Source organism: Sphingobacterium sp. UBA6317, from assembly GCF_002440385.1.
GTDB classification, from domain to species: domain Bacteria; phylum Bacteroidota; class Bacteroidia; order Sphingobacteriales; family Sphingobacteriaceae; genus Sphingobacterium; species Sphingobacterium multivorum.
On the sequence record NZ_DJTD01000046.1, the window covers coordinates 106,800 to 122,461 of the forward strand.

Below are 15,662 nucleotides of genomic sequence, written 5' to 3' on the forward strand. Positions count from 1 at the left end.
ACATGAAAAAGATAGAAATTGACGGATTGCTTTTCGAACCTTTATTTGAAGAAGAACAAATTCAGAAGCGAGTGCGCCTAATGGGGATTGATATAAGCCGGCGTTATGAACACAAACTGCCTGTTTTTATAGGTGTCTTGAATGGATGTTTTATGTTTATGGCAGATTTGCTTAAGCAAATTGATGTTCCTTGTGAGATGTCCTTTATTAAGTTGGCATCTTATATTGGAACGGGACAATCTGAATTAAACGAGCTTTTAGGCCTTGGTATCGACCTTGAAGGCCGGGATGTGATTATTGTAGAAGATATTGTCGACTCCGGGCATTCACTCAAATACACCTTGGATGCTGTAAAAAAATTAAATCCAGCCAGTGTGATTGCTTGCGCACTTTTGGTTAAACCTGAGGCACTGCAGTATCATTTTGAGGAATTAACTTATGTTGGCTTTGAAATAAGTAAGGAATTTGTAGTTGGGTATGGTATGGACTTTAATGGTCTTTGTCGGAATCTCCCCGATATTTATAAAAACGTAGCAATCTAATGTGCTATCAAGTGATCGTTAGATTTTAATGGTAGAATTTCGCTCTATTCAAGCGTTTGATCGCTGTATAATGCTTTCAGATTGATGAGCAAAATTTCCAGATCAGACAAGGGGAATTTAGAGACAGTTTCAAACATTTCCTTTTCATCAAATTTAATGACCAAGACACCTTTATGATCTTCTTCATAGCCCGCTTTTTGTATTGTAAAGTCTATCTTTTCAAAATCAAATTCTTTTAGACTTCCTTTAAACCATTGGTAGTTAGCTGCGTAATTAAATTTGTTTTTTTGAAAATGAATAATTTCAGTGCCATAGGTATTCCATAGTGAAACCCGGATCGTATACCATGCTATTAATCCGAATATACCATAGAAGACAACACTCATAAGTGTTACCCCGTCATTGAGAACATTGGCAATGAAGCTGCCTAATGGGAGAATTATCGTCATTATGGTCAGTAAATAGATGAATATTCTGGCAACTAGCGGTCCCTTGTTTTCTTTTAATACCAATTGGTTTTGTGTTAGGTCGATTTGATTCATAGCTGGCATTCCTGTTCTTAAAGGTTCGTTTTATGGGGTAGAGCACTTGTTTTGATTCTTTCAAATTGATTTGCGAAATCGATGCGCATTTTACTGGCTAGCCTATTTAAACGAACAGGTTTCGATATGGTCGTTCACCATTCCAACGGCCTGCATATACGCATAACAAATGGTAGAGCCGAAAAATTTGAACCCTCTTTTCTTCATGTCTTTTGCTATCTTATCAGAAATAACTGTCGTTGCAGGTACCTGTTGCAAACTGCTCCAGTGGTTTACAATCGGTTGTTTTTCAGGTAAAAAGCTGTATAAGTAGTCATAGAAGCTACCATATTCTGCTTGGATTTTCTTGAAATGTTGCGCATTGGTAATGGTGGATTCAATTTTATTCCTGTGTTTGATGATTCCCGAATCGCTCAAAAGCCTCGCAACATGTTCATTGGTATAGGCCGCGACTTGATCAACATCAAAGTTGGCAAAAGCTTCTTGGTATGCTGCTCTTCGACGAAGAATTGTGATCCAGCTTAAGCCAGCTTGTGCAGACTCAAGGATCAAAAATTCAAATAAAGTTTTGTCATCGCGGACTTGTCGCCCCCATTCTTTATCGTGATAGTCTACATATTGCGGATCAGAACCGCACCATTGACAACGTATGATTTCTTTGTACATGTTCTCTGAAGATTTTTTGAATGCAATATAACTTTTTATCCTAACTTTACGACCAAAATTAAAGAGTTTCGAATAGAGACGGTTCATGAGTATTTCATTGCCGTTAAGAGACAATTCATTTTAATGAGCGTAACTATCTTCAAATATCATCTTCTATTTGTAGTGCTTCTGCTATTTTCCTTTACGGGATTGAATGCGCAGCGGCGAACTTTTCGGGCGGTTGTACAAAACAGCAGCACAGTTAAGGCTGATAGTCTAAATGTAGTAAAAGATTCTGTTGAATCGCCAAACCAGAAAGTCTTGGCATCTTTGAACCCTGCGTTACAGAATCAATATCGGATCGTAACCGTAAACGGGGAAGGGCTGAAGGTTCATAACATTTATAATTTTGATGTACAGCAGTATTTTCAGGGTGAATTAAGAAATAGCAATTTGGATCGGCAATATGGCACGCTCAAGGCTCATCGTGAAAATTGGATTTTATTTACAGTTCTCGCATTAATTTTTGGTGTTGGGATGATTCGGGTATTCTTCCCGTCAGATATCAAATTGGTTTTTCAGGGCTATTGGGACGATCGGGTCTTACTATCAGTAAGTAAGGAGGATACGATCCTGACATCTTGGCCATTTATTTTTCTGTTTATATTATTCTCTGGGGCAATAGGCTTATTTGTAAGTCTATTTTATGCGTATGAATTAAATAGATTTGATTTTATTACTTTTCCCAATTATATGAAGACTGTGGGAATGGTTGGCGCTTTGTTTGCACTAAAAATAGGGTTTATTCGGTTCTTATCCTTTGTGTTTCAAATCAGAAAGTTGGTAAAAGAATATGTGACCGTGCTGTATCTGATTTATTTCAATACACTTTTTTTAATGCTTCCTGTATTATTAATTTTGAGTCTTGTGCCGTTGACATCGGTGGGTGTGGTGCTGCATTTGGCCATCGTTGGAGCGGCCTTACTCTTTTTCTATCGATTTCTTAAGACAGCGACTCATATTATGTCCATGTATAAATTTTCAATTTCCTATTTAATTTTGTACCTTTGTTGCCTAGAAATAGCACCAATATTAATACTGTTAAGATTATTGAGCTAAAACTGGTTAATATGCAAACTTCAGACGTAGAAAGAGCAAAGAAGGTAAAAAGTGTACTGGTGACTTTACCAAAACCTGAAAACGATAAGTCCCCTTATTATGATTTAGCAAAGAAATACGGGTTAAAATTAGATTTTCGAGGTTTTATACACGTAGAAGGAGTTCCTGCCAAAGATGTGCGTAGGGATAAGGTTAATTTAGCAGATTATTCTGCCGTAATATTTACGAGTAGAAATGCTGTAGATCATTATTTTAGAATTTGCGAAGAGATGCGGTTTGAAGTGTCTGCAGAAATGAAATATTTCTGTATTTCAGAGACGATTGCCCTTTATCTTCAGAAGTATATTCAATATAGAAAACGGAAGATTTTCTTTGGTAAACAGACCGCGAAAGACCTTGAAGAGGTATTGAAAAAACACAAAGGGGAGAATTTTTTGTTCCCTTGTTCGGATGTTGCTAATGAGGAAACAAGTAATTGGTTACTACAAAACGGCTATAAATTTACACCAGCTGTGCTTTTTAGAACTGTGGTAAGCGATTTGACGGATTTGAAAGATGTTTTCTACGATGTTATCGTGTTCTTTAGTCCTTCAAGTGTACAGTCCTTATATGATAACTTCCCTGATTTTAAGCAGAATAATACAAGGATTGCAGCATTTGGCGCTTCTACGCAACAGGCTCTTTTAGATCACGGATTAATTTTAGATATCCCTGCTCCAACACCAAAAGCGCCAAGTATGACGATGGCTGTCGAAGAATATATCAAAAAGGTAAATAAGTAGTAGCCTAACATAAGGTAAATAACAAAAAAAGGGTTCTTAAGACCCTTTTTTTGTTATTTATGCAATTTTAAGGACCACAAAATCGCTAAAGACTTCTATGGGGAAGGGCGTTTTATCATTCCGAATCGATGTCGGTACGACGACAATTTTACGTATCGGCAGATGATCAATAGCTGTGGTATGTTCCTCTTGTAAAAGATAGATGAATAATATGTTTATCTTAAGGGGGTAGAAATGGTTGCGAGTCGAATCGATGATGTTAAAATGTAATAAAAGTGACGAAGGTCATGGAGATTTTAAATATATTTCTATTAAATTGCTAGGAGTAATTTGTTCCAATTAAAAATAAAGCATAGGCAATATTTTTAAAATTTGATAGAAATATTTTTTTTATGTTTGTAATTAAGCAAAATTAGTCAGTCGTGAAGTTAAAGCAAGTTGATAAAATTTCGGGCATTCAATCAGAGGACTTCTTAAAGAATTATCTGAAACCAGGTTTTCCTGTAATTATATCAGATTTTATCAGTGCAGAAAGTCCAGCATGGAAGAAATGGAGTTATGATTACTTTAAGGAAATCGCAGGAGATATAAAAATAGATGTCTATGGAAAAGAGGAGGAATCAATGGACCGTGCTGCCAGTGCTCCTGTTGGCCATATGACATTTGCAGAGTATTTGGATCTGATCACAAAAGAACCTACTGAGTTACGGTTGTTTTTGTTCAATCTACTGAAAATACGTCCTGAACTGAAAAACGATGTTATTTATAATGATGTCACAGGAGGTAAGGTCTTGCAATGGTTGCCATTTATGTTCTTTGGTGGAGAGGGGTCAAGTACCCGTAATCATTTCGATATTGATATGTCACACGTATTTATCTCTCAATTTCAAGGATTAAAACGTATTTGGCTTTTTCCGAATGATCAATCTGATTTGATGTACAAATTGCCCTACAATTTTCATAGTATTGCCAACCCAAAATATAGTAGTGAAGAGGAATATCCCGGGATTAAGTACCTAGAAGGTTATGAAGCGGTCATTCATCCTGGCGAAACCTTATATATGCCAGCAGGCTGGTGGCATTACATTCAATATGAGACAGAGGGCTATTCGATTTCTGTTAGGGCATTAGCAAATTCGATCAGTGAAAAGTTGAAGGGGGCGCGTAATCTGTTTATCACGAGACATTTTGACAATACCATGCGAAAGATCTTCAAAGACCATTGGTTCCACTACAAAATCAAAACGGCGAAACGCCGAGCCAATAATGCAATCAAAAGAAACAAACGTTAAAATAGAAAGGGGAATGTAAATTCCCCTTTTGTTTTTAAATACAATTTATGTACCACTGATGTACCGCATTTAGTTTTATCTCTCCTAATTAAAAAGCCTTTGTTGTACTTATTCTTCTGCATCAGCCCATTTACTCGCTTCCCGGTAGAATAGTGTATAAGGGTCGCTTGGATAAACTACCGTGTCCGGATTATGTCGAAATGGAATAGCCGGATTAAAGATTTCCTGAAGAGTATCCCGCAAGAATTCGACAAAATTCTCTTTCTGGAAAGCAAGGAATTCATCGGTCAATACCCCTTCTTTACCACTGAATAATGTGCCCTCTTCCCGCATTTTACGCGCAACATAGAGATGGGGTTCAAGTTGTTTTCTTCCTGTCTTCTGTTCGAATACATAGGCATAAAATAGGGTTTGGACCATCGCCTTATTTTCGGTGTTTGGCGCAAATACCTGATCAATTCCTTTAAACATGATCGAATCACCACCTGTTTTGTAATCGACAATTCTACTGATAATACGATCGTCGTGTGTTACGACCTCGTCTACCCGGTCAATAATACCGTAAAGTGTGACCTGTTGTTCTTCTCCATTGATCTGAATAGGAAAGGGCAGTACATAATCGTTGTCGTTCTCGAGTTCAATAATCCGAAATGCTTTGTAGTTGTTGATGTCATATTCGAGATACATCTTGACATACTCGCAGGCAATTTTCAGCATGATCCGCTGCAAGCTGTTTAAATCATTTGTTGCCTTTAATTCGATCTGATATTGCAGGCCTATTTCACGGATCACCTGTGCCTCTACCTTGTCGAACTGCTTCTGCAAAACACTTGTGGGCGTAAAGTCCTGTTGTCCTTTGAACGGTAGGAATATCTTCTCCATCACATTGTGGATGACAGTTCCCAGTTTATTCATCTCAAATTCCTGAGAGATGGAAGGGGGCTCTTTAATGCCGGCAATATGTTTTAGAAAAAATTGCAACGGGGACTGCAGATAAGTCGTCAGTGCCGTTGCAGATATCCGTTTCTGGTTGACGATAAAGTTCTGGTACATCTTTTCCCAAACCTCGCCACGCTTCTCAATAACAATTTCTTGGGCTTTATCCGCAAATTGAATGGTCTGTTGCTGAATTTTTCGGTCAAATCTAAATTTACTTTCAAACTCCAGCTGTTTGATAAAGCGACTTTCTTCGCCAGTAGAACTTTCGTCAACCAAGCCATTGTAGAAAATATGTATTCCTTCACTGTATTGAAAATGGCGATAAAATAAATAGGCCGACAAGGCATCCTGATTTTCTAATATGGGAAGCCCATAAGCACTTCTTAGGCTGTTAGGAATAAAAGTAGGTGAGTTTGACGTTTTGGGTAGAATGCCTTCATTTGCTCCTAGAATATAGACGTTGTCAAAATTTAAACAACGACTTTCCAAGAGCCCCATTATCTGAATACCTTCTAGGGGATCACCTTCTATGGCCGAATTTATTGGGGCGATGGCTTTTTTAATCAAGCCGATTTGGAAGCTGATACTTAATGGAGCAACAGTTTCAAAGCCCAATAGCAGCTGATTCAATGTTTTCTTTGTTTCAATCAGAAGGTTGTTGTCAATTTGGCGGATACGCTCCTGAGAAGAAATACTGTGCAGCAGATCATCAACGAGCAGGATGAGCGAGGGTATCAAATAGGCTGAATTGTCAATCGGTACAAAAAATTGAGGCAAAGAGCTTTTGATATGAAGTTCCTCCAATGCGATCTCAAAGAGCTGTTTATCGGCAATCTCCTTCTGAATCTGAAGTTTGTCGGCTAAAGAAACCATACTGAGCGGATGGTTGATGAAGGTTTCTATTATCTGATAAGGAATCTTCCGTTTCTTGAACTGGGATATCTCCAAATGGACTTCCAGCCATAGGTCTAGTATTCCGTAAATAGGAGACTGTGTCAAGGGATATCCTGTTGTGATATTGGGTTTGACCTCGGGTAGACTTTGCAGCAAAGGGACAAGTAGGTTTTCATCCGCTAGGAGAATGGCGGATGTTTGTTCCATTTTATTATTGCGTTCGAGAATGTCATACAGCAATTTTGTTTGGCTGATCTTTCCGGTGCTGGCATATAGATTTACGGTTGAGGTCCTATTGCCAATAATATTCGGGCTATCGCCTAAAGCGTTGACCAAACCTGTTTGAAAAATATTACGTCGAATAAAAAGGCCGGCCTCTTGCATCGTGTCTTCGAGGTAATAGGCATCAGCATCAAAGTAGAATAATGCACGGCCTTCATCCTGCCATTGTTTAAATAATTTTGTTTCGGCCTTGTTCAGTGCATTGAAACCGACAAAAAGGATGTGCTGGAAGGAAGATGCAAACTGCTGATGCGTAGCCTTACCTTCAACCAGATCACGGTAGACTGTCGGATAGTTTGTTTGGCCCTCTGTTTTAAGCTTTTCTTTGAATCGATCATATAATACGGGCAGTCTTTTCCAAAGTTGAAGAAAACGCTCTTGTACTCCACTATGCCCCGCAATAGAAAAAGACTGCCAAAATTGACGGATAAATCCTTGCTGCTCTTGTGTGAGATGTTGGAAAGCGATGTCGATTTTGGTATTGTCATAAAGTTCTAAATAAATCTGCTCGATGGGGACGAGGTCGTAATCCAGTTGGCCGAAGTCGCTCAATATAATTTCGGCAATCGGATAAAATTCTTCCAGCGTTTCTGGTAGTTTGCCTTCAGCGACCAATAACTCATTATGAATATTAAACAGGTGGAAAAATTGGGTTAAAGGACTGGCTTCGGTATCGTCGGTCGAAAGCCTAAGAAACTCTTGGATCGTAAAGAACTGTGGCGACCAAATGGCCTGTCCGTACACTTCAGAAAGATGTTTTTTGAGATAGGTAATTGGCCGTTTATTATTAAACACGATGGCTATTTCACTCAGGTCGTTTCCAAAACGCTTTTGAATGTCTGCTGCTACTAATTTTAGAAAGGCTGTTTGCATCGTGCTGTTATTTTACTTCAGTTAATTGATTTGATTTCGCATAGTAGAGATAGGCTTTAACGTTGCTGTAGCCCAGGTTCTCCAAATTCTTTTTATAATTGTCGACTTGATATTTGTGTCCGATATAATCTGTCTGTGTGAATTTAAAATCCAGTACAATTGTTTCCTCTTTGGAAGTGAAGACTTTATCAGGACGAATGGTCTCTCCTTTGGCGGTAATGATGCTCGCTTCGTTCCAGATTTTATAGTTTCCTGTGAGCCATTTATTGATCATGGGGTGCTGCCAGATCTGATTGATTTCCTGCATGAGAAAAGGCTCTTCTTCCTTGGAGAGGATGCCTTCCTGAATCAGCTGGCGTACCAGTTTGTGGATATCTTCTTCCTTTGAAATTTGGGCCATAATATCGTGGGCCAATATGCCGTACTGCGCGGCTTTCTCCAGCATCATAATATCGTTGATGTTGCGCGTACTGGATTTTTCTAAGGCCATTTCCAATTCTTTGGAAATGGGATAATGGCGAAGGGAAATAATATTGTTTTTTTGAGCCTGACTTTTTTTTCGTTCGATTATCTGATCGATATATATGCCTCTTTCTTCCAGTGTAAACGGGGATGTTGAAGTCTCTAAGACCTGATAGAGTACATCGCTGATATATTCATCTTTGATATCATAACCAGTAATTTCGCCCGTCTTCTTGTCAACAGATTCTTTGAAGGAAGGTGCCGTAATATAGAGGTGTTCAACAGCACGTGTTGTTGCTACATACAATGTATTGAGGGCATCCATGTAGTTGAACAGCATCTCTTCAAAATATTGCTTGAAAAATACTGATTTGCCGACCGTGGAAGTATATTTTATTGGAATTTTTCCCAATTGGGCAAAAGGGGTATCTGATGTCTCGATCCAAAAATCGCCATTAATCATGCCGTCAAGATCCCACGAACAGAATGGAATCATCACAACATCATAAGCCAGGCCTTTTGATTTGTGGATTGTCGTTACTTCGATCGCATCAATTTCTCCGTTGGAAGGGAGCACAGCTCGATTGCCATCCTCTTCCCAAAATTCCAGGAACTGTATAATGCCACGTTCGCCATTGGTGGAGAAAGCTGAGATCATATCCTTGAAAGCTAGGAGGTAGGGGAGGTGGATATTGTCTTTGGTTGTAAAACCGTAGATTTCAATAAGTTTCTCAATTAAATGGACTAAAGGCTGCTTCTGTGCCATTTCCCAGGAGTCAATCAGCGCCTCAGGGAGATAATCTTTCAGGGTACGGATGTCATTGCTAGCAAATTTTAACCATGCATTTTGATCGATTGTCTTATTTTGAATATGCTGGTAGAGATAGACCATCTTTGCTTTATGGATGGTATGTTTGTCCGAATTATAGACTAAAGCCTTCAACGTTTCGATCAATAATCCTACAGCATCATTGCTCGCTAGGGATAATGCATCGCCTGATATCACTTCAAATGTAAGCTGTTGCTCTTTTTTGAAATCCATGAGCTTTTGGATCACCAATTTAGCCTGCGCATTACTCCGTACCAGGATACCGATCTGCTGCGCCTGATAACGACCGCTGCCGATCCAGTCGCCTATTTTTTGACATAGCTGCAGGAGCGATTCTTCAACAACCTGATTTCTTCGATAGCGTCCATCAGTGACAGGAATGTAGGAGATTTCAATAGATCCTAACTGGTCAAGTTTTCCTTTTTTATGCTCAGGGACCTCTTGTTGACTGTTTTCATAAGCTTTGACCAACATGTTGTCATTGCCGGCAGAAATCCACCACTGTTTACCTTCTTCATCGAGGTTTTCGGATACTTTTTCATTCAGTACCTGCTGTAGATGTTGGGGAATACTACTAAAGAGGTAGTTGTTTAAATGAATGATATTTGGAAGACTTCTAAAGTTGGTGTCGAGGCTTCCGTTTTCGATAAAGGTTGTTTTGCTATCCTCGTCCAGGTGAAAGGTATGACCAATCTGTTGTTCTACCTGTTGGAGTAAAATTCGCCAATCACCATTTCGCCAGCGATAGATACTTTGTTTGACATCCCCAACAATGAGGTGTTCGCTCACTGTGCCCTTGGCATCGGCCAATGCATTAATCAAAAGCGGACTATAGTTTTTCCACTGAATACGCGAAGTGTCCTGAAATTCGTCAAACAAAAAGTAGTTAAAACGATTGCCAATCTTCTCCCAGATAAATGTTGGATCGCTATTTTCATCCAATCCGAGTTTGTTTAATAGAATTTGTGAGTCAGAGATTAATTGAGCGCCATTGTCCCGTCGCCATTGCGTCAGTAAGTCGCTCATTTCCTTGAGCAGGCGTAGATAATAGAGATTATTTTGTACCGCTTGATACGCAATGTAAGCGGATAGATTATCATGTAGCTTCTGGAAAGATGCCAGGATGGGGCTGAGTGCGGCGATAAGATCATAACGTATATTTTTGTCACTATCTGTAAAAGCATCCTCATTATCGATCAATTGGAGGTATTTTTCCAATACTTTGGCGATTTCAGAAGCGCTCAGTTTTTCCGTTTTTTTGTTGGTTTTGCTTGCGGAGATTATTTTGTTGCGCGATTTGCCTTTCAGGTCATTTTCGGAGATGTTAAAATTTTTGAACGTTTCACTAAACGCTTCAATCGTCATGGAGAGCGCTTCGGTAAAGGAGTTTATCTTCTGTTCAACCTCCTGATTCAGGAGATTAAAAACCTCCTTGGGATTAGCAGAGTTGATATAGCCGTCAAATTCCTGGAAGTTTTCAGAGAAAATAAGGCTTGCCAAACTCATTAATTGTTGGCGGTAGTTCCAATTTTCATTTTTTGCTATTTTCTTTTCCGCATACGCTATAATCCAGTCAAGTAAGTCGGGGCGTTCATCCAGCAATTGATTAAGCATGACTGTTAAGTCATTTTTCACTTTATTGACATTCATTTCAATCTTATAAGCTGCATCAAGATTGAGTTCATAAGTAAATGCACGAATGACTTTTTGGGAAAAACCATCAATTGTACTTATGGTAAAATGACTATAGTCATGTAGGATACGACGGTAGACACGGTAAGCTTTCTCTTGTATTAGATGCGGGTTCCAATCTGGCTGTTGCTCGAGAAGAAGCTTTCTGAAATCTTCAATTTTAGGGCTACGATCGCCTGTTGCCAAGCCATGGAGTACCGAAAGGATACGTTCCTTCATCTCAGCGGTTGCCTTATTGGTAAATGTGACCGCCAAAATCTCCTTATAGCTATTCTCGTTGGATAGTAGGAGTGTGAGATAGTGTAAAGTTAAGCTAAAGGTTTTTCCTGAACCGGCCGAAGCTTTGAGTATTTTTAATGGCGCAACAGATTTCATAGAATGAAGGTAGAAAGTAAAAAGTGAATTGGCAAAAATGTCAGTGACTATTTCGAAGGGAAAGTACACAAACGGTTCATCCTGTTTACATTTGGTAAAATAGCTTTTTTTTGAAAGTGTCTTATTTTATTGGCTAGAAAAAACTTTCAGTTTGCTATCATTGCTGTTGGTATCTGCGAAGTCACGAAAGTTTTGAAGAAAAGGGCTATTTTGTACACTGATTTTTTGAAAGACTTGTTTCACCTACAGTATGGTAAGAGCAAAATCTTAACGTGCGTAGGACGTGTTTAACCTGAAAGTGGTTACTGAAAGAAGCTAACCCTGTCGTTTTCAGTGAAGTTTTATTAAATTATAACGCTGATTAAAAAAAAATAACTATCTTTGCATCCCCTCTAGTATGAAGCTCGGGGGATATGTTGAATACATAAAATAAAATTAAAAAATGGCAACTAAAATCAGATTGCAAAGACACGGTAAAAAAGGACGTCCTTTTTACCACGTAGTCGTAGCGGATTCTCGCGCTCCACGTGACGGTAAATTCATCGAACGTATTGGTTCTTACAACCCAAACACAAATCCAGCAACTATCGTTTTGGATTTTGAAAAAGCTTTGGATTGGATGAATAAAGGTGCTCAACCAACTGACACTGCTCGTGCTATCCTTTCTTACAAAGGTGTTCTTTACAAAAAACACTTGCAAGGTGGTGTGAAAAAAGGTGCTTTTGATGAAGCTGCTGCTGAAGCTAAATTTACAGCTTGGACTGACGCTCAAGAAGCTAGAATCTCTGGTAAAAAAGATGGTTTAGCACAAACTAAAGCTGAAGCTAAAAAAGCTGCTTTAGTGGCTGAAGCTAAGAAAAAAGAAGAAAAAGCTGCTGCTGTTGCTGCTAAAAATGCTCCTGTAGCAGAAGAAACTGCTGCTGAAGAGACTGAAGCTCCTGCATCAGAAGAAACTGAAGGTTAATTCTTTCATAAAGTATTCGAGAAAGCCGACTCAATCTTGAGCCGGCTTTTTTTGAAACAGCCAATAGGCTAATCGTTTGCCAAATCATGTCTCACAGCTAATCGCCAAATAAGAAAAATATGACTATTGATCAATGCTTTTACATCGGTTACATCAGTAAAACAAGAGGTCTTAAAGGAGAAGTACAACTGTTTTTTGAATTCGAAGAATACGAGAGTTTGGATATCGATGTTGTCTTTGTGGAAGTGAACAAAAAGCTTGTTCCTTATTTTGTTGATGCCATTAAATTTCAAAAAAATAGCACTGCTTATGTAACATTTGAGGATGTGGATCATATCGATAAGGCTCAGGTACTCGTTCGTAAAAAGCTATATCTTTCCAATGATAAAATGCCCGAGCGAGACCCGGATGATTTTAGATATACTGATTTAATCGGATTTTTAGTGATCGATGAAAACCATGGCGAACTGGGGCAAATAACAGATGTTCAGGAATTCCCACAACAATTTGTCGCCACAGTAGATATGGATGGCAAAGAACTGATGTTTCCGCTGTCCGACGATTTGATCTTAGGAATTGATGGCGAAGAGGAGATCATTGAAGTTGAATTGCCTGAGGGATTGGTCGATCTGTATAAGGAATAGGCATATCCCCAAGCTTATTCAATTGAATATCCTATACTTACTATTGCAGTAATTTCTTATCTTGGTCCTTATACTATTGGCCATAATTATTAATTGATTTTGAAACCGTTATTACTGCTGTTATTCACACTCTCATTGTCTTCGTGTACTTTCTTTGGGAAGAAAAAGGAGTTTCCTGAAGGTAACTACCAAATGATATTGGGCTATCCAAATGATGAGTATCATAAATTAAAAAGAGAATCTCCCCAAAATGTGGAGGCAGATACCTATGGTAATGATCCTATTCTATACCGATCCTTTCTTTCGCTTCATGATAAGGACCAGTTTGTCATGGCGATTGATGATATCTTACTCTTTGGTAAGTACAAATTTGACGGTGATAGATTAGAATTGACGGATGAGAAAAAAGGTAGTGTCGCTTTGGATATTGTTAAAATAAAAAAAGATTTTGTTCAGCTGAGAGGTGATTTTTCACAGTTTAGCTCAGCACGTATACCCACTAGTGAAAGACTTTATATCAACTTTGTGTTAGATAAAACCCTTATCCGGGAAACGCCCAGTAAATTTGATAGCCAAGTGAATTTATGGCGAAATGCTCCGGAAAAATCAGAAAGTGAAAAGGAGATAAAAGCGAGGGCCTTGAATTTCGTAGATTATTCTATCGCTTATTTCCAACACATATCAAGCTCTGGCACCCATCACGATTCTCGAATGGATGGTGTCGAATCACCAATTATTTATGCCGAGAATGGCATTGTGCTCAAGGCATGGGCAGATGTTCCTGATTCTTGGAAGGAATTATTTTACAACGAAAAAGAGGCATTAGTCGCCTATCACTATTTATTTGACGGATTTAAATATGGATCGAAAGAAGAGTACCATGTTCGGGGACTCTTATTGATCACATTTTATCTCAAAAATTTACGGAATTCTTTGGCAGCTAATCTTTAGCCAATGTTCTTGTGGCATAGTCAATCTCTTCGCTGTCTATGATCCTCGATCGTTAATTCTACTGGTTTTTCTAGGTCTTTAACTCTTGGTAGGGCGAAGAATCCTGTCGTTGCATGGACACAAAGCTAAAGTGACGTTGAAACATCGTTTATTGAAGTCTTTTTGCTGCTATTTTTGCCTTTTCGAAAAAATATTTTTGTCTTTTGATTTTTTAAAACGATATTAGCAACGCTTATAGAGAAAGGCCGAGGGAATAGACCCGTTGAAGCCTTAGCAACCTGTATTGTTCAAGGTGCTAAATTCTACCCTACTCCATGTGGGAAAGATAAGTTACATGTAGATAAACGATTCCTCGACGTGTGCGTTTCGATGTAAGCCAACCAAACTAAAAACAGTTTTTTAATGAAGATTATCGATCATATCCAGAATGCCAAAGGAAAAACATTGTTTTCTTTTGAGCTATTGCCACCGGCGAAAGGGCAGGGCATCCAAAGTATATTTAAAACCATGGATGAACTGATGGATTTTAAACCTCCTTTTATCGACGTCACCTACCATCGGGAAGATTATATCTATAAAGAGCATGCGAGTGGATTACTGGAACGTGTTTCCTATCGTAAACGTCCTGGGACAGTGGCGATATGTGCGGCCATCATGAATAAATATAAAGTGGATGCGGTGCCACATTTGATATGTGGGGGGTTTACAAAAGAGGAAACTGAAAATGCATTGATCGATTTGAACTTCCTGGGGATAGATAACGTTTTGGTGTTGCGGGGTGATGCACGTAAGGGCGATGCCGATTTTATACCAACCGATGGTGGACATGCTTTTGCTACAGACCTATTGGAACAGGTAACCGATATGAATAAAGGAAAGTATCTGCATGAAGACATTATCACGTCGGAAAAGACTGATTTTTGCATCGGAGTAGCCGGGTATCCCGAAAAGCATTTTGAATCTCCAAATTTCAATACTGACTTTAAATATCTGAAACAAAAAGTCGATATGGGAGCAGAGTTTATTGTGACTCAGATGTTCTTTAATGTTGAAAAATACAAGGAATTTGTAACAAAATGTAGGGACAATGGAATCCATGTGCCCATTATTCCGGGATTAAAACCACTGACAACAAAAAAGCAATTGGTGACCTTGCCAAGAATTTTTCATTTAGATATTCCAGAGGAACTGAGTGACGCTGTCGCGGCATGTAAAACGAATGCCGACGTCAGACAGGTAGGTGAAGAGTGGTTGGTACAACAGTGTCAGGAGCTGATTAAATTTGGCGCTCCGGTATTACATTTTTATACGATGAGTAATCCTGGTCCAACAAAGAAGATTGTTGAAAAACTAGCCTAACTCATAAAATGATAAAAAAGGGAGCAGATAAGCTCCCTTTTTTATGATAATATTCATTGTGAAAGCCTGAAATAGGTTGAAAGTCTCGGCAGCGTGGTTTAGGTCGATCTCTATATTCAGTGTTGAATAGCCTGTTTACAGTCAGGTACTGGTGTTAAATAGTGTTAATTCGTGTGTCGGAGTCAGGATAACTTTTTAACTTAAAGTGCTAAAAAGGATTTTAACAATAGACCAATTGACCTTATGACGTACAATAGATTAAATTCTCTACTCGGTTTTGCTTGCGGACTAATTGCCACCTGTGTATATATCGCTACAGTTGAAAAGACGGTAAGCTGGTGGGATTGCGGTGAATTTATAGCCTGTGCCTATAAATTGGAGGTGGCACATCAACCGGGAGCACCATTGTTTCTTATTATTCAGAATATATTTTCTAATCTCGCTTTAGGGAATAAGGGGCAGATCGCCTATTGGAT

Annotated in this window: 13 protein-coding genes and 1 riboswitch; of the genes, 9 read left to right on the forward strand and 4 right to left on the reverse strand. The window is 38.8% G+C overall.

Annotated elements, in window-relative coordinates; translation table 11 throughout:
• The first annotated feature begins 2 nt into the window (after window positions 1-2).
• A complete protein-coding gene (hpt, locus tag B3E92_RS15475) occupies window positions 3-542 on the forward strand; it encodes a hypoxanthine phosphoribosyltransferase (protein ID WP_046673639.1) in 540 nt (179 codons plus the stop codon).
• A 44-nt stretch (window positions 543-586) separates the two neighbouring features.
• On the opposite strand, the gene B3E92_RS15480 is transcribed toward hpt, so the two are convergent.
• Together B3E92_RS15480 and B3E92_RS15485 are read right to left on the reverse strand one after the other, a co-directional pair.
• Complete coding sequence (locus tag B3E92_RS15480) at window positions 587-1,084, reverse strand: hypothetical protein (protein ID WP_286897496.1); 498 nt, start codon at window positions 1,082-1,084, stop codon at window positions 587-589.
• Window positions 1,085-1,186: 102 nt separating this feature from the next.
• Window positions 1,187-1,750, reverse strand: a complete 564-nt coding sequence (locus tag B3E92_RS15485; protein ID WP_046673739.1) for a DNA-3-methyladenine glycosylase I — start codon at window positions 1,748-1,750, stop codon at window positions 1,187-1,189.
• A gap of 123 nt (window positions 1,751-1,873) precedes the next feature.
• Here B3E92_RS15485 and B3E92_RS15490 point away from each other — a divergent pair, with 123 nt between their 5' ends.
• The 3 genes from B3E92_RS15490 to B3E92_RS15500 all read left to right on the forward strand — a co-directional run bounded on the left by B3E92_RS15490 (window position 1,874) and on the right by B3E92_RS15500 (window position 4,922).
• Window positions 1,874-2,848, forward strand: coding sequence for a DUF4271 domain-containing protein (locus tag B3E92_RS15490; RefSeq protein WP_286897498.1), 975 nt, complete (start codon window positions 1,874-1,876; stop codon window positions 2,846-2,848).
• Between the two features lie 11 nt (window positions 2,849-2,859).
• Window positions 2,860-3,630 carry a uroporphyrinogen-III synthase gene (locus B3E92_RS15495; protein WP_046673642.1) on the forward strand — a complete coding sequence of 257 codons (771 nt, stop codon included), beginning with the start codon at window positions 2,860-2,862 and terminating at the stop codon, window positions 3,628-3,630.
• A 422-nt stretch (window positions 3,631-4,052) separates the two neighbouring features.
• On the forward strand, window positions 4,053-4,922 hold the full coding sequence (locus tag B3E92_RS15500) for a cupin-like domain-containing protein (RefSeq protein ID WP_046673643.1): 870 nt from the start codon (window positions 4,053-4,055) through the stop codon (window positions 4,920-4,922).
• A 108-nt stretch (window positions 4,923-5,030) separates the two neighbouring features.
• Here the strand turns inward: B3E92_RS15500 and B3E92_RS15505 are convergent, their stop codons facing one another.
• Complete coding sequence (locus tag B3E92_RS15505) at window positions 5,031-7,910, reverse strand: PD-(D/E)XK nuclease family protein (protein WP_286897500.1); 2,880 nt, start codon at window positions 7,908-7,910, stop codon at window positions 5,031-5,033.
• Between the two features lie 7 nt (window positions 7,911-7,917).
• A complete protein-coding gene (locus tag B3E92_RS15510) occupies window positions 7,918-11,268 on the reverse strand; it encodes a UvrD-helicase domain-containing protein (RefSeq protein ID WP_070570323.1) in 3,351 nt (1,116 codons plus the stop codon).
• 442 nt (window positions 11,269-11,710) lie between these two features.
• Here B3E92_RS15510 and B3E92_RS15515 point away from each other — a divergent pair, with 442 nt between their 5' ends.
• The 5 genes from B3E92_RS15515 to B3E92_RS15535 all read left to right on the forward strand — a co-directional run.
• Window positions 11,711-12,232, forward strand: a complete 522-nt coding sequence (locus tag B3E92_RS15515; protein WP_070570321.1) for a 30S ribosomal protein S16 — start codon at window positions 11,711-11,713, stop codon at window positions 12,230-12,232.
• Window positions 12,233-12,351: 119 nt separating this feature from the next.
• Window positions 12,352-12,876: a ribosome maturation factor RimM gene (gene rimM / locus B3E92_RS15520; RefSeq protein WP_046673647.1), complete on the forward strand. Its 525-nt coding sequence runs from the start codon at window positions 12,352-12,354 to the stop codon at window positions 12,874-12,876.
• A 99-nt stretch (window positions 12,877-12,975) separates the two neighbouring features.
• Complete coding sequence (locus tag B3E92_RS15525) at window positions 12,976-13,827, forward strand: hypothetical protein (protein WP_286897502.1); 852 nt, start codon at window positions 12,976-12,978, stop codon at window positions 13,825-13,827.
• Between the two features lie 229 nt (window positions 13,828-14,056).
• Window positions 14,057-14,159: riboswitch (SAM riboswitch) on the forward strand.
• Window positions 14,160-14,229: 70 nt separating this feature from the next.
• A complete protein-coding gene (locus B3E92_RS15530; RefSeq protein ID WP_286897504.1) occupies window positions 14,230-15,186 on the forward strand; it encodes a methylenetetrahydrofolate reductase in 957 nt (318 codons plus the stop codon).
• A 243-nt stretch (window positions 15,187-15,429) separates the two neighbouring features.
• The coding region (locus B3E92_RS15535; RefSeq protein ID WP_286897506.1) for a protein O-mannosyl-transferase family at window positions 15,430-15,662 on the forward strand (233 nt) is incomplete at its 3' end.